The organism is Paraburkholderia sp. WS6 (assembly GCF_030464835.1).
GTDB lineage: Bacteria > Pseudomonadota > Gammaproteobacteria > Burkholderiales > Burkholderiaceae > Paraburkholderia > Paraburkholderia madseniana.
In genome coordinates this window covers 172110-193515 of sequence record NZ_JALQCK010000013.1, presented here as the reverse complement: position 1 = coordinate 193515, position 21406 = coordinate 172110, and the positions used below count along the sequence as shown (strand labels likewise).

At 61.8% G+C, this 21406-nt stretch carries 16 protein-coding genes; 14 read left to right on the top strand and 2 right to left on the bottom strand.

Features of this window, described 5'->3' with window-relative positions:
- Positions 1-316 precede the first annotated feature (316 nt).
- On the bottom strand, positions 317-1513 hold the full coding sequence (locus M0D64_RS18125) for a M20 aminoacylase family protein (protein ID WP_266258732.1): 1197 nt from the start codon (positions 1511-1513) through the stop codon (positions 317-319).
- Between the two features lie 178 nt (positions 1514-1691).
- Here M0D64_RS18125 and M0D64_RS18120 point away from each other — a divergent pair, with 178 nt between their 5' ends.
- A complete protein-coding gene (locus M0D64_RS18120; RefSeq protein ID WP_266258731.1) occupies positions 1692-3770 on the top strand; it encodes a molybdopterin-dependent oxidoreductase in 2079 nt (692 codons plus the stop codon).
- A 147-nt stretch (positions 3771-3917) separates the two neighbouring features.
- The gene (locus M0D64_RS18115; RefSeq protein WP_266258730.1) at positions 3918-5591 is read left to right on the top strand and encodes a long-chain fatty acid--CoA ligase; all 1674 of its coding nucleotides are present in this window, start codon (positions 3918-3920) and stop codon (positions 5589-5591) included.
- A gap of 208 nt (positions 5592-5799) precedes the next feature.
- Here the strand turns inward: M0D64_RS18115 and M0D64_RS18110 are convergent, their stop codons facing one another.
- The gene (locus tag M0D64_RS18110) at positions 5800-6972 is read right to left on the bottom strand and encodes a porin (protein WP_154558161.1); all 1173 of its coding nucleotides are present in this window, start codon (positions 6970-6972) and stop codon (positions 5800-5802) included.
- A gap of 302 nt (positions 6973-7274) precedes the next feature.
- Here M0D64_RS18110 and coq7 point away from each other — a divergent pair, with 302 nt between their 5' ends.
- From coq7 to murC, 12 genes are all read left to right on the top strand, one after another.
- Positions 7275-7907 carry a 2-polyprenyl-3-methyl-6-methoxy-1,4-benzoquinone monooxygenase gene (gene coq7, locus M0D64_RS18105; RefSeq protein ID WP_266258729.1) on the top strand — a complete coding sequence of 211 codons (633 nt, stop codon included), beginning with the start codon at positions 7275-7277 and terminating at the stop codon, positions 7905-7907.
- Between the two features lie 410 nt (positions 7908-8317).
- Positions 8318-8746: a division/cell wall cluster transcriptional repressor MraZ gene (gene mraZ, locus M0D64_RS18100; RefSeq protein ID WP_025647927.1), complete on the top strand. Its 429-nt coding sequence runs from the start codon at positions 8318-8320 to the stop codon at positions 8744-8746.
- A gap of 15 nt (positions 8747-8761) precedes the next feature.
- Positions 8762-9715, top strand: a complete 954-nt coding sequence (gene rsmH / locus M0D64_RS18095; protein WP_154558159.1) for a 16S rRNA (cytosine(1402)-N(4))-methyltransferase RsmH — start codon at positions 8762-8764, stop codon at positions 9713-9715.
- Positions 9712-10062: a cell division protein FtsL gene (gene ftsL, locus M0D64_RS18090; RefSeq protein WP_115781101.1), complete on the top strand. Its 351-nt coding sequence runs from the start codon at positions 9712-9714 to the stop codon at positions 10060-10062. Before rsmH ends, ftsL begins: the two co-directional genes overlap by 4 nt.
- Positions 10059-11924, top strand: coding sequence for a penicillin-binding protein 2 (locus tag M0D64_RS18085; protein WP_266258727.1), 1866 nt, complete (start codon positions 10059-10061; stop codon positions 11922-11924). The genes ftsL and M0D64_RS18085 overlap by 4 nt, the downstream gene beginning before the upstream one ends.
- Complete coding sequence (locus M0D64_RS18080) at positions 11921-13468, top strand: UDP-N-acetylmuramoyl-L-alanyl-D-glutamate--2,6-diaminopimelate ligase (RefSeq protein WP_266258726.1); 1548 nt, start codon at positions 11921-11923, stop codon at positions 13466-13468. The genes M0D64_RS18085 and M0D64_RS18080 overlap by 4 nt, the downstream gene beginning before the upstream one ends.
- Positions 13465-14892 carry a UDP-N-acetylmuramoyl-tripeptide--D-alanyl-D-alanine ligase gene (gene murF, locus M0D64_RS18075; protein ID WP_266258725.1) on the top strand — a complete coding sequence of 476 codons (1428 nt, stop codon included), beginning with the start codon at positions 13465-13467 and terminating at the stop codon, positions 14890-14892. Before M0D64_RS18080 ends, murF begins: the two co-directional genes overlap by 4 nt.
- 17 nt (positions 14893-14909) lie before the next feature.
- Positions 14910-16079, top strand: a complete 1170-nt coding sequence (gene mraY / locus M0D64_RS18070; protein WP_154558156.1) for a phospho-N-acetylmuramoyl-pentapeptide-transferase — start codon at positions 14910-14912, stop codon at positions 16077-16079.
- Positions 16080-16102: 23 nt separating this feature from the next.
- Positions 16103-17614 carry a UDP-N-acetylmuramoyl-L-alanine--D-glutamate ligase gene (murD, locus tag M0D64_RS18065; protein WP_266258724.1) on the top strand — a complete coding sequence of 504 codons (1512 nt, stop codon included), beginning with the start codon at positions 16103-16105 and terminating at the stop codon, positions 17612-17614.
- The gene (ftsW, locus tag M0D64_RS18060) at positions 17611-18891 is read left to right on the top strand and encodes a putative lipid II flippase FtsW (protein WP_266258723.1); all 1281 of its coding nucleotides are present in this window, start codon (positions 17611-17613) and stop codon (positions 18889-18891) included. The genes murD and ftsW overlap by 4 nt, the downstream gene beginning before the upstream one ends.
- Positions 18888-20006 (top strand): undecaprenyldiphospho-muramoylpentapeptide beta-N-acetylglucosaminyltransferase, encoded by a 1119-nt coding sequence (gene murG / locus M0D64_RS18055; RefSeq protein ID WP_266258722.1) that lies wholly within the window; start codon positions 18888-18890, stop codon positions 20004-20006. The genes ftsW and murG overlap by 4 nt, the downstream gene beginning before the upstream one ends.
- Positions 20003-21406: a UDP-N-acetylmuramate--L-alanine ligase gene (gene murC, locus M0D64_RS18050; RefSeq protein WP_266258721.1), complete on the top strand. Its 1404-nt coding sequence runs from the start codon at positions 20003-20005 to the stop codon at positions 21404-21406. The genes murG and murC overlap by 4 nt, the downstream gene beginning before the upstream one ends.

Below are 21406 nucleotides of genomic sequence, written 5' to 3'. Positions count from 1 at the left end.
CCGATGATAGTGCGGATTCCCGTGTGAAAGTAGGTAATCGTCAGGCTCCCCTGCAAGACCAGAAACCCCACCCCACAAAGGTGGGGTTTCTGCGTTTACGCGGCACAAAAAACAGGCGCAGAAAACATCGCCGCCGTGAGACCCTGTCCGGTGCGGCTCCTGTTCTTCCGGTGTCACTCCTTCCCGATCCGCAGCGCGTTCGCGTACCCCGTCAACTAGATAAGCACGTCCAACGTTAGTAGCGCCGCGTGTTGACATAAGTGCAACTGCAGCGACGGCCGAAGCATAAGCGGTCACCCAGACCTAATCAGCCGCTTTATTTCTCCTGTGCCAGAAATCGCTGCGCCAGCCGAACCCAATACGTCGAGCCGATTGGCAATAGCTCGTCGTTGAAGTCATAGCTCGCGTTATGCAGCATGCAAGGCCCGGCACCATGTCCTGAGTCCCGGTGCCCACCGTCGCCGTTACCGAGAAATGCGTAACAGCCCGGCTTCGCCAGCAGCATGAATGAAAAATCCTCGGCGCCCATCGTCGGTTCGACCGCGTCATCGACATTTTCCGCGCCGACAATTTCCTTCATGACCGCCGCCGCGAAGCGGGTCTCTTCGCTACTGTTGATGGTCGGCGGGTAGTTTCGATGGAAGTGGATATCGACCGAACAATCGTAAGCCTCGGCCGTGCTCTGGGCGATCTTGCGCATGCGTGTTTCGATCAGATCGAGCGTTTCGGTGGTAAACGTGCGCACGGTCCCTGCGATCCACGCATTGTCCGGGACGACATTGAGGGCGTCGCCGGCGTGAATCTGGGTGATCGACAACACGGCGGTATCGAGCGGTTTCTTGTTTCGCGTGATGATGCTTTGCAGCCCGCTCGCAATCTGAACCGCGGTGAACACGGGGTCGCGTCCGTTGTGCGGCAGTGCCGCGTGTGAACCCACGCCTTTGATTTCAATGCGAAATTCGTTGCTGGACGCCATGATCGGGCCTTCGGTCACGCCGAAGTGGCCTGACGGCATGCCCGGCCAGTTGTGAATGCCGAAGACTGCATCGACCGGAAACTTCGTAAACAGGCCATCGTCGATCATTGCCTGTGCGCCGGCACCGCCTTCTTCTGCCGGTTGAAAGATGAATACGATCGTGCCGTCAAATTCTCCGTGCTTGGCCAGATGCCGCGCCGCGCCAAGCAGCATCGCAGTATGTCCGTCATGGCCGCACGCGTGCATTTTGCCGTCGTTCTGCGAGCGATGGTCGAAGCTGTTTAGCTCCTGAATCGGCAACGCGTCCATGTCTGCGCGCAGTCCGATCGAGCGCGATCCGTTGCCGCGCTTCAGTACGCCGACTACGCCCGTTTTGCCCAATCCGCGATGAGTTTCGATGCCCCAAGACTCCAGTGTCCTGGCAACCAGATCCGCTGTTGCTGTTTCTTCGTAACGCAACTCGGGGTGGGCATGAATCGTTCGTCGAAGGGTTTGAATTTCGCCGTGAGCGGCCTGAATTTCAGGGATCAGTTTCATGATGGTGCGCTTGTGCTTTGCTTTGCGTGGAATCGCTCGGGGCCGTATTGCCCGGGCACGTTGATAACCGATTCTACGCCGAAGGCGTTTTTGGCGGCACCATGCAGGTCAACGGGCCACGGAAGTAATAAAATTCGGGATTGCCCCGCCGCTTAACACTCCCCTGGACGGATCGCCGATGAATGCTCCGACTGAATTCGCCCGCGCGGTGTGCCCGCACGATTGCCCTGATACCTGCGCGATGCGCGTGACCGTCGAAGGCGGACGGGCGATCAAGGTCGTTGGCGATCCCGATCACCCGCCGACTCAAGGCGCGCTATGTACCAAGGTCAGCCGCTATGCCGAGCGGGTGCACCATCCGCATCGGTTGACGACCCCGATGAAGCGCGTCGGCCGCAAAGGCGAAGGCCGTTTTGAGCCGATTAGTTGGGATGAGGCGTTCGAGTTGGCCGCAGCACGCCTGTCGGAGATCGCAAACCGTGTGCCCGAAGCCATCATGCCCTACAGCTACGCCGGTACGATGGGCCTGGTTCAAGGCGACAGCATTGCGCAACGGTTCTTTCACAAACTCGGCGCATCGCAGTTAGACCGCACGATTTGTGCCGCCGCCGGTGCGGCGGGGCTGAAATACACCTACGGCGCCGGCATTGGCATGCTCACCGAGTTTTTCGGCGAAAGCGAAGTCATCCTGATCTGGGGCTCGAATCCCATTGCGTCAAACCTGCACTTCTGGACACGCGCCCAGGAAGCCAAGCGTCGCGGCGCAAGGCTGATCGCGATCGATCCGTACCGGTCGCTGACGGCGGAAAAATGCCACCAGCACATTGCACTGAAACCGGGAACCGACGGCGCTTTGGCGCTCGGCATGATGAACGTGTTGATCACGGAGAATCTTCTCGATCATGCCTACATCGCGGCTCATACCTTGGGCTTTGCTGAACTGAAGGTCCGCGCGCTCAGTTATCCGCCATCACGTGCTGCTCAAATCTGCGGTGTCGACGAGCAGGTGATCGTCGATCTTGCGCGCCTTTACGGCAGCACGAAAAAGGCCGCGATCCGGATGAACTATGGCCTGCAGCGGGTGCGTGGCGGCGGTAACGCTGTGCGCGCAATCGCCTGCTTACCTTCGCTGACAGGTGCATGGCGCGAGCGGGCGGGTGGTGTGTTGCTGTCTTCGGGCGGATGGGCGCCAGTGGACTCGCACGCGTTGCAGCGCCCGGACCTGATGCCGGGCTGGCCCGCCAGGACTTCGCGCGTCATCAATATGAACGCAATTGGCGACGCGTTGCTGCATCCGGGCGATGCCACGTTCGGCCCGAAAGTTGAGGCGATCATCGTCTATAACTCGAATCCTGTTGCGGTCGCGCCGGACTCGGAACGGGTCGCCGCAGGTTTTGCACGCGAAGACCTGTTCACGATCGTCCTCGAGCACTTTCAGACCGACACCGCGGACTACGCCGATCTGCTTTTGCCTGCCACGACGCAGTTGGAGCATCTCGACGTGCACAAGTCGTACGGACACACCCACGTGATGGCCAACTTGCCGGCGATCGCGCCGGTCGGCGATGCACGCCCGAACACGGAAATCTTTCGCGGCCTGGCGCGCCACATGGGCCTGCAGGAACCGGCGCTTTACGAGAGTGACGACGCTATCGCGCAGTCTGCTTTCCGCTGGAACGACAAAACGCTGGAAGGCGTGACCTGGGACTCGATAAAGAAGACCGGCTGGGCAGCGCTGAATCTGCCTGACGCGCCATTCGCAGAGGGCGGCTTTCGCACGCCGTCCGGTAAATGCGAGTTCTTCAGCGAGCGCCTCGCGCAGCAAGGGCTCGATCCGTTGCCCGACTACCTGCCGCCTTACGAATCCGAAGACGGTGCGCCTGAGCTCGCCGCTCGTTACCCGCTTGCGATGATCTCGCCGCCTGCCCGTAACTTCCTGAACAGCACCTTCGTCAACATCGAAAGCCTGCGCTCGACAGAAGGCGAGCCGCACCTGGACATCCATCCGTCCGACGCGCAGCAGCGAAACATCGCCGACGGTGACCAGGTGCGCATATTCAACGATCGTGGCGCGATGCAGGCGCGCGCCCGTGTCACCGACAAGACGCGTAAAGGGCTCGTGGTCGGCCTGTCAATCTGGTGGAAGAAGCTCGCGCCTGACGGCTGCAACGCCAATCAGGTCACCAGCCAGGCGCTCACCGATCTGGGTGGATCAGCCACGTTCTACGACTGCCTCGTCGAAGTCGAACGCGCCTGAAAACACGTTCAAAAATCCCGCTGCAACGGCTCTTAACGGGTTCGAGGTTGCAGTCTAACCTGGCCGCTTTTCACGAATAACACAGGGATGCCCATGCTACGATGCGTTTTTAGCACGACCATTCGAAAATAAAGGAGGAGACGCTGCATGGACAAAATCTGGCTGAAATCTTATCCACCCGGCGTTCCCGCAGAGATTGACCCGACTCGCTATTCGTCCGTCGCCGAACTGCTCGAAGAAGCGTTCCGTGATCACCGCGCCAAACCGGCGTTCGTCTGCATGGGCAAGGAGATCAGCTACGGCGAGCTCGACACGCTCTCGCGCAAGCTGGCCGCGTGGTTTCAGTCGAAGGGCCTCGCCCGCGGCGCGCGCATTGCGATCATGATGCCGAACGTGCTGCAATATCCTGTCGCGATTGCGGCGATCTTGCGCGCGGGCTACGTTGTAGTGAATGTGAACCCGCTCTACACCCCGCGGGAGCTCGAGCATCAGCTCAAGGACAGCGGCGCGGAAGCGATCATCCTGCTCGAGAACTTCGCTGTCACGCTGCAGGCGATCGTGCGTAATACGTCGGTCAAGCACGTCGTCGTCGCAGCAATGGGCGATCTGATGGGCATAAAGGGCACGCTGGTGAACTTCGTCGTGCGGCGCGTGAAGAAGATGGTGCCGGCGTGGAGTCTGCCGGGTCACGTCAAATTCAACAACGCGATCGCCGAGGGTAGCCGTCAGAATTTCAAGCCGATCCAGCAAGGTCCGGACGACGTCGCGTTTCTCCAGTACACGGGCGGCACAACCGGCGTGGCCAAGGGCGCGACGCTTTTGCATCGGAATCTGATCGCCAACGTGCTGCAGTCGGAAATCTGGCTCGATCCGGTTCGCGCTAATCGCAAGGACATCGATCAGTTCGTCACGGTTGTTGCGTTGCCGCTTTATCACGTCTTTGCGCTGACGGTCTGCGGGCTGTTGACGATCCGTACTGGCGGCCTCGGCGTGCTGATTCCGAATCCGCGCGATATCCCCGGCATGATCAAGGCGCTCGAAGGCTATCCGATCACGACGATTCCCGCCGTCAACACGCTGTACAACGCGATGTTGAACAGCCCGGACTTCCACAAACTCGATTTTTCGAAGCTGATCGCGGCAAATGGCGGCGGTATGGCGGTGCAGGAAGCGGTCGCCAAGCGCTGGTTCGAGCATACGCACACGCCGATCATCGAGGGCTACGGTCTGTCGGAGACCTCGCCGTGCGTCACCTGCAATCCGGTCACCGTCACGGAATATAGCGGTACGATCGGTTTGCCGCTGCCGTCGACGGAAATCTCGATTCGCGACGACGAAGGCAACGAGGTGCCGCTCGGCCAGCCGGGAGAAATCTGCATCCGCGGGCCGCAGGTGATGGCGGGTTACTGGAACCGTCCGGACGAAACGGCCAAGGTCATGACGCCGGATGGCTTCTTCAAATCGGGCGATGTCGGCTTGATGAACGAAAATGGCTTCGTCAAGATCGTCGATCGGAAGAAGGACATGATTCTGGTCTCCGGCTTCAACGTCTATCCGAACGAGATTGAGGACGTGGTTGCCAAGCTGCCGGGCGTGTTCGAAGTCGCCGCGGTCGGTGTGCCGGATCAGCATTCAGGCGAAGCGGTGAAGCTGTTTGTCGTGAAGAAGGACCAGGCGCTCACCGATGCGGACATCTTCGCGTATTGCAAACAGCAATTGACCGGCTACAAGCGGCCGAAGATCGTCGAATTCCGGACTGAACTGCCCAAGAGCAATGTCGGCAAGATTCTGCGTCGCGAGTTGCGCGACGGCCGGGCGTAAGCGCATCAGGCCCATCGGCCCGACCAAAGCGGGCGCGAAGTAAAGCATTGCACGAAAGAAAGAGAAAGGCCCGACAGACGGAAGTCTGCCGGGCCTTTCTTTTTGGCATGTTGCCTCCACGCCAACCAAGTCCGATCTGCGCGGGTGCGCGGCCATAAAAAAAGGCGCCCGAAGGCGCCTTTGAGGCAAACTGCTTTATTACGACTTATTAGAACTTGTGGCGGATACCGATGCGAGCCGTGAACTGGTTCTGGTTCGCCGACGGGGTGATGCTGGCGATGGATGCAGTTGCAGGAGTCAGGCCACCTGCAGTGTTCAGCGTCTCGCCCAAAGCGTGCTGGTACACACCCGTCACGTACACGTCGGTACGCTTGGACAGGAAGTAATCCACGCCAACTGCACCTTGGTGGTACTGAGCGCGCGATTGACCTTGGATTTCCGCACCGCGGGTGTAGTCATATGCTGCGCCGACCAGTAACGCCGGGGTCAACTGATACTTGAAGTTGAGTTCCGCATTGTTGAACGTAGCCGATTGGCCCGCGAACGGCGAATGGTACGTAGCGCCCAAGTTCCCGAAGCGGATATTCGAGTACGTTGCGCCGATCGTTGCTGCGCCGAACGTGTATGCACCGCCTGCACCAATGACTTGGTACGTGTTAGCCGACGCGAAGCCGGTGTACACGCCCGACGTCACAGCTGCGGCTGCCGCAGACGGCGTGGCAGGCGTGTTGAACAGGCCGCCCGAATTTGCCGGGGTGCGTGCGTTCAAGTAACCAACGCCGAGAACGAGAGGGCCGTTGTTGTAGCCAGCGCCCAACGACCAGATCTGGTTCTGCGAGAAATTGCCGGCTTGACCGCCGAAGCTGTACGTGCCGCCGAACGTCAGGCCGCCGTAGTTTGCGCTCGTGTACTTGACCGTGTTGTTGGTGCGGAACGAGTTGTTGAAGTTGTCGAGGTCGCTCGGGTGAGCTGCGATGGAGCCACCCCATTGGTCACCGGCTTCCAGCGGACCGACATAGTCAACCACGGAGTCGTACTGACGACCCAGCGTAACCGTGCCGAACTGGCTCGTCGACAGGCCGACGTAAGCTTGACGACCAAACATCAGGCCGCCTTGACCCAGCTTGCCGGTGTTCACGTCAAAGCCGTTTTCCAACACGAAGATTGCCTTCAAACCACCGCCCAGATCTTCCGTGCCGCGCAGGCCGAAGCGCGAGCCTTGCAGAACGCCGCTGGACAGGTTGTACAGGTGCTTGCCGTTAGCGTTGGTGTTGATGTTGAAGCCTTCATCAATAATACCGTACAGGGTCACGCTGCTCTGAGCATGAGCGACGCCTGCGAATGCGCCCAGTGCTGCGAGAGCGAGAAGCGACTTTTTCATCGAATGATCTCCAAGGATTACGAATCTTTTGTACAAGGCGAATATTTGTCTAGCGTTGAGGCCTTGCTTGTCCAACTTCGCGAGAAGTTGCACGTAATGTAACAAAAGGCCTACATGGCACAAAGAAAAAGGAGACGGCCAGGACCGGTCCTGTTTCGTTTACGCAACATGGTCTAAAATCTGAAATTGGCCGTCGGAATCGTTTGAATTCAAGGCCTTCGCGAAGCCGGGTTTACCCCGCAAAGCCTTGTCGCGGGGACCTGTCAACGCGGCGGGGCGGTTGTCGAATCAGGGAGTGCTGAATGTTTCTGGACGAGTTGATTAGCGAGTTTGATAGGGGTTTACGCTCAATGACCGGCGTGTCGCGGATGAGTCGTCCATTGCCGATTCCGCAAGAATCGGCGGCGGAGCCTGCCGAGCTCTCCCCGGCGGAACGCGCGCATGCGGCCGGTTTGATGCGTGTGAACCACGTCGGTGAGGTGTGCGCCCAAGCGCTTTATCAGGCTCAAAAACTTGCTACCAGGTCGCCGTCTTTGCGAGCTGTGTTTAATCACGCTGCCACGGAAGAAGAGGATCATCTGGCGTGGACCGCCAAACGCCTCGAGGCGCTCGATTCACGTCCAAGTCTGTTGAACCCGCTCTGGTATACAGGTGCGCTGGCAATCGGCCTCGCGGCAGGCCGCCTGGGTGATCGGGTGAGTCTCGGCTTCATGGCCGAAACCGAGCGCCAGGTCGAGCAGCATCTGGATAGTCATCTGGATCAGTTGCCCGAGGCCGACCGCGAGTCGCGCGCGATCGTCGAGCAGATGCGCGTAGATGAAGCGGAGCACGGCAAATCCGCCATGGACGCGGGTGGCGTCGAGCTACCGTTCCCTGCGCGAGCGCTGATGCGAGCGGTATCGAAAGTCATGACACGCACCGCCTACTACATATAAGTCCGAGACCGCTGCTCACGCACCGCCTGAGAGTGGGGCGGCGCCTCGCGCGCCGTCCGCTTGAAATACCCGGAACGCTAGCAAACACCTCCCGATCCCGCTTCACGATCTCTTACATTCCGCGCCTTTCCCTCGCACTTTTCACGTATCACCTTCACAAGATTCACTAGCTCATTCATTTATAACGGTTTTCCGTTTTATGTCTGACGTGAAGGAGTCGCGCTAAGTCCTTGTTCTAACAAACAAAATTCGCTCGAAAAGCGCGCATCTCCCTTGACCCCTGTTTAGCGTTACTCTAAAGTGGGAGACAGTGTGAGAAAGTGTTTTTTTGTGTGATCTCACAGGCGGTTTCGGGTAGATTTTCACGAATCGGACAGCCGGCGAAAAAAACGCCGGCACGGGAGAGCGAAGTGTTCCAAGGGGCGTCGGCGCTGACGCTCGATGCGAAAGGGCGGATGTCGATTCCCTCTCGCTATCGGGATGCGCTGCAAACACAGGCAGAGGGCCGGGTGACGATCACCAAGCACCCGGACGGCTGCCTGTTGCTCTTTCCGCGCCCGGAATGGGAGATCTTTCGCGACAAGGTCGACAAGTTGCCTATGAACGCGGCCTGGTGGAAGCGCATTTTTCTCGGCAATGCCATGGACGTCGATATGGACGGCGCGGGCCGCGTGCTCGTGTCGCCGGAATTGCGCGCGGCCGGCTCGCTGGAAAAGGAAGTGAACCTGCTCGGCATGGGTCGTCACTTTGAATTGTGGGACGCACAAATTTACGCAGCAAAGGAACAGGCAGCGATCGCTGAGGGCATGCCCGAAGCGTTAAAGAATTTCACGTTCTGATCGCGGACTACATATATGGCACCTGCGATGGGAAACGAATTGCAGCATCGCACGGTGCTGCTGGAAGAGGCGGTCGAAGCGCTGGTCACGCGCGCGGACGGCGTTTATGTGGACGGTACGTTTGGGCGCGGCGGTCATAGCCGCCTGGTGCTGGAGAAGCTGGGTGAAGCCGGACGCCTGATCGCGTTCGACAAAGACCCGCTCGCCATCGCCACGGCCCAGCAGATTGCGGATCCGCGCTTTGGCATCGTGCACGAGAGTTTTGCTTCACTGCGTGACGCGATTGCGGAGCGGGGGGTAGGGCGGGTGTCGGGTGTTTTGCTGGATCTGGGCGTGTCGTCGCCGCAAGTCGACGACCCGGAGCGGGGTTTCAGTTTCCGCGCCGACGGCCCGCTCGACATGCGGATGGACCCGACGCGCGGCGAGTCTGCGGCTGACTGGCTGGCGCGGGCCACGGTGCAGGAACTGACGGAGGTGATACGAGATTATGGGGAAGAACGGTTTGCTTTTCAGATTGCAAAGGCGCTTGTTGCTCGCCGGGCAGAGTCCGACCGTCTTGGGCCTCTCGTCAGCACGGGCGAGCTTGCCCAAATCGTGGCTAACGTCGTCAAAACCCGTGAGAAGGGCAAGGATCCGGCAACCCGCACCTTTCAAGCTATACGGATTCACATCAATCAAGAGCTTGCGGAGCTGCAAGTCGTTTTAGAAGCAGCGTTGTCGCTGTTGGAGCAAGGGGGGCGGCTGGTGGTCATCAGCTTTCATTCGCTCGAGGACCGGATCGTCAAACGATTCATGCAGGCGCACGCCAGTACGCCTGCGGTGGATCGCCGTCTGCCGATTCGTGCGGTCGATCTGCCGAGCCCTCCGCTCAAAATCATTGGCCGCGTGTTCGCCAGCGACGCTGAAGTCGCCGCGAACCCGCGCGCCCGTTCTGCCGTGATGCGTGTGGCGGAGCGGATCGCACCATGAGCCGCCTCAATATCTTCCTGCTGATGATCGTGATGGGCTGCGCTTTGTCGGTCGTCAACGCTACCAATCAGCAGCGTCAGATCTTTATCCAGTTGCAACGCGCGCAATCGCAGGAGCGTCAGTTGCAGCAGGATTATTCACAGCTTCAATATCAGCAGAGCGCGTTGTCGAAGACGTCGCGTATCGAGCAGATCGCCACTGATTCCCTGAAGATGCAGTCGGTCACGACCGGGCGCACCCAGTACCTGACGCTCGACCCGGGTGCCGCCAAGGCTGAGGACGCACCGATCCCGACTTCCGGCCCGGCGTCGGCGCCGGTCGCGAGCCGTCGCGGAGGCGTGCGATGAAAAAATCGTCGACTCGCAAAAGCGTCGCCTTTTCGGCGAACCCGATCCTGTCGGTGCGCCTGCCCATGTGGCGCTCGAAACTCGTCGTGTTCATGCTGTTCATGGCGTTTGTCGCGCTGACCGCGCGCGCCTTCTGGATTCAGGGGCCGGGCAACGCCTTCTATCAGAAGCAGGGTGAAATCCGCTATCAGCGCCGGCTCGAACTGCCGGCCACGCGCGGCAAGATTCTCGACCGCAACGGCCTCGTGCTCGCCACGAGTCTGCCGGTGCGCGCGATCTGGGCAATTCCCGATTCGGTGCCGGACGACCTCGGGGCCGACAAGCTGAATCAGCTCGGCAAGCTGCTCGGCATGACGAACAAGGAGTTGCGCGCCAAGCTGTCCGAGGACAAGAACTTCGTCTACGTGAAGCGGCAGGTGCCGGTCGACGTCGCCGAGAAAGTCACCGAGCTGGACATCCCCGGCATTTACGCACGCGACGAGTACAAGCGCTTTTATCCGGAAGGCGAGATCACGGCTCACCTGATCGGCTTCACCAATGTGGAAGACGAGGGCCAGGAAGGCGTCGAACTCGGCGATCAGAAGTTGCTGGCCGGCATGTCGGGCAGCCGCCGCGTCATTAAAGACCGCATGGGCCACATCATCGAGGACGTGGACGAACAGGTCGTGCCGCACAACGGCCAGGACGTCGATCTCTCGATCGACAGCAAGATCCAGTACATCGCGTATACGAACCTGAAAGCGGCCGTCGAGAAATTCAAGGCGAAGGCCGGCGCGGCGATGGTGATCGACGTGCGGACCGGCGAAGTGCTCGCACTGGTTAACTACCCGACGTACAACCCGAACGACCGTTCGCACCTCACGGGCGACCAACTGCGCAACCGCATTCTCACGGATACCTTCGAGCCGGGTTCGATCATGAAGCCGTTCACGGTGTCGCTCGCGCTCGATCTGCACCGCGTGACGCCGACTACACTGGTAGATACGGGGCCGGGCCGCTTTGTGCTCGACGGTGCGCCAATTACCGACGACAGCGCGTTCGGCGTGCTGACAGTAGGCGGCGTGATCCAGAAGTCGAGCAACATCGGCGCGACGAAGATCGCGATGCAGCTCAAGCCCGAAGAGATGTGGAACATGTACACCAGCATCGGTCTCGGCCAGGCGCCGAAGGTCGGCTTCCCGGGCGCGGCGGCGGGCCGTCTGCGTCCGTGGAAGAGCTGGCGCCGCATCGAACAGGCGACCATGTCGTACGGCTACGGCTTGTCAGTGTCGCTGTTCCAGTTGGGCCGTGCGTACACCGCGATCGCGCATGACGGCGAGATCATGCCGGTGTCGATTTTCCGCACGCCTGGCGATCAGCCGGCCACGGGGCCGCAAATTTTCGCGCCCACCACCGCTCGCGAAGTGCGCGCGATGCTCGAAACTGTCACGGCGCCTGGCGGCACGTCGCCGGATGCGGCCGTGCCGGGCTATCGCGTCGGCGGTAAGAGCGGTACCGCGTACAAGCACGGCGCTCACGGCTACGACCACTCCAAGTACCGCGCTTCGTTCGTCGGCATGGCGCCGATGCCGAATCCGCGCATCGTCGTCGCCGTGTCGGTCGACGAACCGACGGCGGGCAGCCACTTCGGCGGTCAGGTGTCCGGTCCGGTGTTCTCGGCGATCGTCGGCGACACGCTGCGTTCGCTGAATGTGCCGCCGGATATGCCGGTCAAACAGATGGTCGTGTCGGACGACTCGGCGCCTGCAGCGCCAGGCGCACCGCCCTCGCCCGCAACGGTCAAGAAACTTTCCACCAGCGCCGGCGCGAAGAAAATGACGATTTCAGCCAACGCGAAAAGCCATCCCGGAGTTGTGCGATGAGCGCGCTGCGTAAGAAGCACCCAGCGCACCGGCAAATTGCCGACGCACTCAACTGGCTGCACGCTCGCGTGCAGCCAGGCGCGCATCTGCACGCCGACACGCGTTCGCTTGCGGCGGGCGACGCGTTTTTCGCCTATGCGGTCGACGGCGCGGACAACCGTCCGTTCATCGACGGCGCGATCGAGCGTGGCGCCGCAGCCGTGCTGGTTCAGCCGGAAGGCTTCAGCGGTGCGATCGATCCGTCCACTACGCTGGCCGTGCCGGCGTTGAACGAACTCGCCGGTTCGATTGCGAGCGCCTGGTATAACGATCCGAGCGACGGCATGCTGACGGTCGGTATCACCGGCACGAACGGCAAGACCTCCTGCAGCCAATGGATCTCGGCGGCCTTGACCGCGCTCGGCAAGCGTTGCGCGATCATCGGCACGCTCGGCACCGGTCTGCCGGGTCAACTCGTACACACCGGTTTCACGACGCCCGATGCGCCGCAACTGCAACGCAGTCTTGCGCAATTGCGCGACGCCGGCGCTCAGGCGGTGGCGATGGAAGTGTCGTCGCACGCGCTGCATCAAGGCCGTGTGAACGGCACGGCGTTCGACATCGCCGTGTTCACGAATCTCACGCAGGACCACCTCGACTATCACGGCACGTTCGAAGCGTACGAAACGGCGAAGGCGCGTCTTTTCGCATGGCCGGAACTGCGCGCCGCGGTGATCAACCGTGACGACGCTGCAGGTCGTCGGCTGCTCGCGAGCACGAAGGGCCATGCTCGCACGATCGCCTTCGGTCTCGACGAAGCGCTCAAAGACGCGCCGCAAGCCGACGCGTTGCTGCTCGCCTCGAACGTGCGCGCCACCGCGATCGGCACCGCGTTTCACCTGACCACATCCGACTGGGGCAATGCCGACGTCGAAGTGCAAACGCTCGGCGCTTTCAACGTCAGTAATCTGCTCGGCGTACTCGGCGCATTGCTTGCCGCTGATGTGCCCTTTGACGCCGCGCTTGCCGAACTGGCGAAGCTCGAGCCGGTAAATGGCCGCATGCAGCGTCTCGGCGGCCGCTTGCAGAACGACGAGCCGCTCGTCGTGATCGATTACGCACACACGCCGGACGCGCTGGAAAAGACCCTGGAAGCACTGCGCCCGATGGCGGCCGCCCGCGGTGGCGAACTGATCTGCATGTTCGGCTGTGGTGGCGACCGCGACGCGACCAAGCGTCCGCTGATGGGCGCGATCGCCGAGAAGCTCGCTGACGGCGTCGTCGTAACCAGCGACAACCCGCGCAGCGAAGATCCGCAGTCGATCATCGAGCAGATTGCCGCAGGCATGAAAGACGCGTCGAAGGCCCGTCGCATCGAAGACCGCGCAAGTGCGATCCTGCAATCGATCCGCTGCGCCGCGCGCGAAGATGTCATCGTGCTGGCCGGCAAGGGGCACGAAGCAACACAGGAAATCATGGGTAAGAAACGCGCGTTTTCCGATCAGGACCATGCTCGCCTTGCGCTCGCCGCACGGGCGACGCACGCACGCGGAGGTGGCGAATGACCGGGCGGCGTACCGCAATGTTCTCGCTGCGTGAAGCAGCCGCGCTGATCCCCGGCGCAACCGTGCTGGGTGACGATAGCGTCACGTTCGAACGCGTTTCGACCGATAGCCGTAGCGCCGGTCCGGGCGATCTGTTCGTCGCGATCAAGGGTGATCGTTTCGATGCGCACGATTTCCTGCCGGAAGTCGCGTCGCGCAACGTCACGGCAGCGCTGGTGACGCGCACGCCTCAAGACTGGCATGTGCCCGCTTTGCGCGTAGCCGATACGCGTGTCGCCCTCGGTGCACTTGCACGCGGCTGGCGGCGCAAATTCAGCATGCCGCTCGTCGCCGTGACGGGCAGCAACGGCAAGACGACGGTCAAGGAAATGATCGCATCGATCTTCGCCGCTGCGGTCGGCGCGGACGCACGCCTCGCGACTGCTGGCAACTTCAACAACGATATCGGCTTGCCGCTCACGCTGTTCCGTCTGCACGCCGCGCATCAACTGGCGGTGGTCGAACTCGGCATGAACCATCCGGGCGAGACCTCGCTGCTCGCGAAGATCGCCGAGCCGACGGTATCGGTGGTGAACAACGCACAGCGCGAGCATCAGGAATTCATGGCGACAGTCGAAGCCGTTGCGCTCGAACACGCCAGCGTGATTCACGCGCTCACGCCGGAAGGCGTCGCCGTGTTCCCGGCCGATGATGCCTACGCAAGCATCTGGCGCGTCGCCGCAACCGGCAACCGCATCATCGACTTCGCCTTGAACACCGCCGAGCGCGTGACCGAAGCCGCCGTAACCGGCACGTTCACCGGCAACGTTCTGAGCATCGACACACCGGAAGGCCACGTCGACGTCACGCTGCAAGTGCTCGGCAACCACAACGCGCACAACGCGTTGGCCGCGACTTCCGCCGCGCTCGCTGCAGGCGTGTCGCTCGACGCGATCAAGCGCGGCCTCGAATCGTTCGGCGCCGTGAAAGGCCGTTTGCAGGTGAAGCGCGCCGCGCTCGGCACACTCGCCGGCGCAACGGTGATCGACGACACCTACAACGCGAATCCCGACTCGATGCGTGCGGCGATCGACGTGCTCGCGTCGCGCGAATCACCGCGCGTGCTGGTGATGGGCGACATGGGCGAAGTCGGCGACAACGGCCCGGCGTTTCACCGTGAAATCGGTGCCTACGCCAAAGAACGCGGTATCGACGTGCTGTACGCCATGGGCGACGCCTCGCGCGACGCCTGCGCCGCGTATGGCACGGGAGCGCATCACGTGGCCGATGTCGGCACGCTGGTCGCGCAATTGCAGCAGGCGGGTTTTGGCGCCGCTGCAACGCTTCTCGTGAAAGGCTCGCGCTTCATGCAAATGGAACGCGTGGTGGACGCCGTAACGAGTCCACAACCCAACGCAGCGGGCAATACGCCTGCTGCACATTGAAATAGAAGGACCGAAGCATGCTACTGGCGCTGGCGCAATGGCTGCAGAATGACGCAAGCTTCTTGCGCGTGTTCAGTTATCTGACTTTCCGTGCGGTGATGGCCACCATCACCGCACTGCTGATCGGGCTCGTCTGTGGCCCGGCGGTGATCCGCAAGCTGACCGCGATGAAGGTCGGTCAGGCCGTTCGTAAAGACGGTCCGCAAACGCACCTCGTCAAATCCGGTACGCCGACGATGGGCGGCGTGTTGATTCTGCTCGGCATCGCCGTGGCAACGTTGCTGTGGGCCGATCTGACGAACCGTTTCATCTGGATCGTGATTCTCGTCACGTTCGGTTTCGGCGTGATCGGCTGGGTCGACGATTACCGCAAGGTGGTCTACAAGGACCCGCGTGGGATGTCGTCGCGTGAAAAGTATTTCTGGCAGTCGGTGATCGGCCTGTTCGCGGCGGTGTATCTCGCGTTCAGCGTGTCCGAAGCGAGCAACGTGCGCGTGTTCGACCTGTTTATGGCGTGGGTGCGCAGCGGTTTGTCGATGGGCTTGCCGGCGCGCGCCGACCTGATGCTGCCGTTCGTCAAATCGATCAGCTATCCGCTCGGCGTGTGGGGCTTCATCGTGCTGACGTATCTGGTGATCGTCGGCGCGAGTAACGCGGTCAATCTCACCGATGGTCTCGACGGCCTCGTGATCATGCCGGTCGTGCTGGTCGGTGCATCGCTCGGTGTGTTCGCTTATGTGATGGGTAGTTCGGTCTATTCGAAGTACCTGCTGTTTCCGCATATCCCCGGTGCCGGTGAATTGCTGATCTTCTGTTCGGCGATGGGCGGGGCAGGGCTCGCGTTCCTTTGGTTCAACACGCACCCGGCGCAGATGTTCATGGGCGACGTCGGGGCGCTCGCGCTCGGCGGCGCGCTTGGCACGGTCGCCGTGATCGTGCGTCAGGAAATCGTGCTCTTCATCATGGGCGGCATTTTCGTCGCGGAGACGCTTTCCGTGATGTTGCAGGTGACGTGGTTCAAGTTCACCAAGCGCCGCTTCGGCGAAGGGCGGCGTCTCTTCAAGATGGCGCCGCTGCATCACCATTTTGAATTGTCGGGTTGGAAGGAAACGCAGGTGGTGGTGCGCTTCTGGATCATCACCCTGATGCTGTGTCTGTTCGGTTTGTCCACGCTCAAGTTGCGTTAAGTCGTATTTAGGGGAAGCAGGCGATGTTTGGCGAGAAGTTTCGGGATCGGCAAAAGCCGATGGTGCTCGTGCTGGGACTCGGTGAATCCGGTCTCGCGATGGCGCGCTGGTGCGCGCGGCACGGCTGTCGGCTGCGTGTGGCCGATACGCGCGAGGTGCCGCCGAACCTGTCCGCGCTGGAAGCGCACAGTGTCGATGCCGAATTCGTCGGCGGCCCGTTCTCGCTCTCGTTGCTCGAAGGTGTCGAACTCGTGGCGATCAGCCCGGGGTTGTCGCCGCTCGCCGCTGACTTGCTGCCGCTCATCACTGCGGCGCGTGAGCGAGACATCCCCGTGTGGGGCGAACTCGAATTCTTCGCGCAAGCATTGAAGACGCTTGGCGAAAGCGGCTATGCGCCAAAGGTGATCGCGATCACCGGCACCAACGGCAAGACCACGACGACGAGCCTCACTGGCCTCTTGTGCGAACGCGCCGGCAAGAAGGTCGCGGTGGCGGGCAACATCAGCCCGGCGGCACTGGACAAGCTCAGCGAAGCGATCGACAACACCGCGTTGCCTGACGTGTGGGTGCTGGAACTGTCGAGCTTCCAGCTGGAAACCGCCCATACGTTTACGCCGGATGCAGCGGTCGTTTTGAACATCACGCAGGATCACCTGGACTGGCACGGTGGCCTGGATGCATACGCCGCTGCGAAGGGCCGCATCTTCGGTACACAAACCGTGCGCGTATTGAATCGCGATGACGCCCGAGTGATGGCGCTCACGCCTTCGGACGGCGACGTCGCAATGGTCACGTTCGGCGTGACCGAGCCGAAGAACGACGGCGACTATGGCCTGCTGCGCGACAACGGCATGATCTGGCTGGTCGAAGCGCACGATCGCGACGTCAGCGACGAACCCGCGCCGACGCGCCGTCGCAAGAACGAAGTGGCGGCACCGAAGAACATCGCGCTCAAACGCCTGATGCCTGCGGATGCATTGCGTATCCGCGGCCTGCACAACGCCGCCAACGCATTGGCTGCGTACGCATTGGCGCGCGCGATCGGTCTGCCTGGCGCACCGCTCCTGCACGGTCTGCGCGAATATCGTGGCGAGCCGCATCGGGTTGAATTGATCGCATCGATCGAAGGCGTCGATTACGTCGACGACAGCAAGGGCACCAATGTCGGCGCGACGGTTGCTGCGCTCGACGGCCTCGCCCAGCGCGCGGTCCTGATCGCCGGTGGCGACGGCAAGGGCCAGGATTTCGAGCCGCTCGCCGAGCCGGTGATGCGCTGGTGCCGCGCCGTGATGCTGATCGGCCGCGACGCACCTCAGATTCGCGCCGCGCTGGAAGACACCGGCATCGCGATGACCGACCACGTGACGCTCGAAGACGCGACGCGGGCCGCCACCGCATTGGCGCAACCCGGGGACGCCGTGTTGCTGTCGCCGGCGTGCGCGAGCTTTGACATGTTCAAGGGTTACGCCCATCGCGCGGCGGTGTTCCGCAGCACGGTGGAAGACATCGCGGCTGAACGGGGGACGATGATATGAGCTGGTCGGAACGCTTCGGTTCGCGCCTGGCCGGCTCCCGTGCCGGCAACGGCGATATGGGTAGCACGGGCCGCACCTCAAGCCGCACCGGCGGCAGCGGTCTCGCGAGCGCCGTGAACGGCGTGCGTCCGCTGCGCTCGCGGATGCTCGACTACGATCACTCGCTGCTGTGGGTGGTCGTCGCGTTGCTCGGGCTCGGCGTCGTGATGGTGTATTCGGCGTCGATAGCGATGCCCGATTCGCCGAAGTACGCGTCGTACCGCGACTACGCCTTCCTCGTGCGTCAGATCATTTTCGTGGTGATGGGCTCGGTGATCGGCGTCGTGTCGTTTCGCATTCCGATCTCGACGTGGGATAAGTACGCGCCAAAGCTGTTCCTGATTTCGCTGGCCGCGCTGGTGATCGTGCTGATCCCGCACATCGGTAAGGGCGTGAACGGCGCGCGTCGTTGGATTCCGCTCGGCATTACGAACATGCAGCCGTCGGAAATCATGAAGCTGGCCGTGACGATTTACGCGGCGAACTACACGGTGCGCAAGCAGGAATACATGCACAGCTTCGCCAAGGGCTTTCTGCCGATGGCGGTGGCAGTGGGTCTCGTCGGCGCGTTGCTGCTGCTCGAACCGGACATGGGCGCGTTCATGGTGATCGCTGCGATCGCGATGGGCGTGCTGTTCCTCGGCGGCGTGAACGGCAAGCTGTTCGGCGGCCTCGTGGCGACTGCAGTCGGTACGTTCAGCTTGCTGGTATGGGCATCACCGTGGCGTCGTGAGCGGATCTTCGCTTACCTCGATCCGTGGGACGACCGATACGCGCAAGGCAAGGCTTATCAATTAACGCATTCGCTGATCGCTTTCGGGCGCGGCGAATGGTTTGGCGTGGGCCTGGGCGGCAGTGTCGAGAAGCTCAACTATTTGCCGGAAGCGCATACCGACTTCATCCTCGCGGTGATCGGCGAGGAACTGGGTTTTGTCGGCGTGCTGGTCGTGATCCTGATGTTTTACTGGATCGTGCGCCGTTCGTTCGAGATCGGCCGTCAGGCGCTCGCACTCGACCGCACGTTTGCCGGGCTGGTCGCGAAGGGCGTCGGCATCTGGTTCGGCGCGCAGACCTTTATCAACATGGGCGTGAACCTCGGTCTATTGCCGACTAAAGGTCTCACGTTGCCGCTCGTTAGCTACGGCGGCTCGGGCATCGTGCTGAACTGCGTGGCGGTGGCGGTGTTGATGCGTGTCGATTACGAGAACCGGGTGTTGATGCGCGGAGGGAAGGTATGACGGCTCTCCCGCAACGCACGCTGATGGTGATGGCCGGTGGCACCGGGGGACACGTGTTCCCGGGGCTCGCGGTCGCGCACCTGATGCAGGCGTGGGGCTGGAAGGTCGTATGGCTCGGCAATCCGGCGGGCATGGAAGCCACGCTGGTGCCGAAGCACGGCATCCCGATGGAATACGTGCGCTTCGGCGGACTGCGCGGCAAGGGCCTGAAGACCAAGCTGATGCTGCCGCTCAATCTGCTGCGCGCCTGCTCGCAGAGTTTGAGCGTGCTGCGTCGCGTGAAGCCGGACGTCGTGCTCGGCATGGGCGGTTACATCACGTTCCCTGCGGGTTTGATGACCGCATTGAGCGGTCGTCCGCTGGTGCTGCATGAACAGAATTCGATTGCGGGTCTCGCCAACAAGGTGCTCGCGAAAGTTGCGAAACGCGTGCTGGTTGCATTTCCGAATGCGCTACCGCATGGCGAATGGACCGGAAACCCGATTCGTGCGGAACTTGCGGGCGCGATTGCACCCAAAGCACGCTACGCAGAGCGCAGCGGTCCGTTGAATGTACTGGTGGTGGGCGGCAGTCTGGGCGCGGCGGCGTTGAATGAAGTGGTGCCGCGCGCGGTTGCGCTGCTGGCGCCGAATGAACGTCCGCGCATCGTGCATCAGGCGGGCGCGAAGCATATTGAAGCACTGCGCGAGAACTATGCGGCAGCGGGCCTGCAGGCCGGTGCCGATGTGGAACTCGTGCCTTTCATCGACGACATGACAAGCGCGTACTCGAATGCGGATCTGGTGATCTGCCGTTCGGGTGCGATGACCGTGTCGGAGATTTCAGCAGTAGGCGTGGCGGCATTCTTCGTGCCGTTCCCGTTTGCAGTAGACGATCACCAAACCACTAATGCAGCGTTCCTCGCCGACAACGGCGCGGCGCTGGTCGTGCAGCAACGCGATCTGTCGGCGGAAATGCTCGCCGACTGGTTGCGCAGCCAGACGCGAGAAACCCTCGCAGAGATGGCAGAGCGTTCGCGCTCGCTCGCGAAACCCGACGCCACGGAACAGGTCGCAAAGATTTGCGCGACTGTGGCGGGTTCGATTTCGGGCGCGAGCCCAGAAGGAAAGCAATGAAACACATCGTCAAACACATTCACTTTGTCGGCATCGGCGGTGTCGGCATGAGCGGCATCGCGGAGGTGCTGGTCAACCTCGGCTATCAGGTGAGCGGCTCGGATTTGTCGAGCAACGCGATCACCGATCGCCTCGCCGCACTCGGCGCACGCATCGCGATCGGCCATGCGGCGGAGAACATCGAAGGCGCGAACGCTGTGGTTGTTTCCACAGCAGTGCGCAGCGACAACCCGGAAGTGCTGGCCGCGCGTCATCGCCACATTCCGATCGTGCCGCGCGCCGTGATGCTCGCGGAACTGATGCGCCTGAAACAGGGCATCGCGATTGCCGGCACGCACGGCAAGACCACGACCACCTCGCTAGTGGCGAGCGTGCTGGCGGCGGGCGGGCTCGATCCGACGTTCGTGATTGGCGGTCGCCTGATCAGCGCGGGCGCGAATGCGCGTCTGGGTACGGGTGATTTCATCGTCGCCGAAGCGGACGAGTCGGATGCGTCGTTCCTGAATCTGTTCCCGGTGATCGAAGTCATCACGAACATCGACGCCGATCACATGGACACCTACGGCCACGACTTCGCGCGGCTCAAGCAGGCGTTCATCGAATTCACGCACCGCCTGCCGTTCTATGGCATCGCGGTGCTGTGCGTCGACGATCCGAACGTGAAGGAGATCCTGCCGTTCGTGTCGAAGCCGATCATCCGTTACGGCTTTGCGCCGGACGCGCAGGTGCGCGCGGTCAACGTCGAAGCGCACGGCGGCAAGATGCATTTCACGGCAATGCGCGAAGACGCGGCGCCGATCGACATCGTCTTGAACCTGCCGGGCGAGCACAACGTGCAGAACGCTTTGGCCGCAATTGCAATTGCGACTGAACTTGAAGTGAAAGATGCCGATATCCAGCGAGCGCTGGCGGATTTCAACGGCGTGGGCCGACGCTTCCAGCGCTACGGCGAAGTGCCGGTCGTATCGGAAGGCAATCCGGCCGGCGCATACACGCTGGTCGACGATTACGGCCATCACCCGGTCGAAATGGCGGCAACGGTTGCGGCGGCGCGTGGCGCGTTTCCGGGGCGGCGTCTGGTGCTGGCCTTCCAGCCGCACCGCTTCACGCGTACGCGCGATTGCTTCGAAGATTTTGTGAAGGTGCTGTCGACCGTCGACGCGCTCGTGCTGACCGAAGTTTATTCGGCCGGCGAAGCGCCGATCGTCGCCGCGGATGGCCGCGCTCTCGCGCGCGCGTTGCGCGTGGCGGGCAAGGTCGAACCGGTGTTTGTCGATACGGTTGATGAAGTGCCGGACGCGCTCTCAGCAGTGGTGCGCGACGGCGATGTGGTGATCACGATGGGCGCGGGTTCGATCGGCGGTGTGCCGGGTCGCCTGGCGCAAGAAACGAAGGTGTGA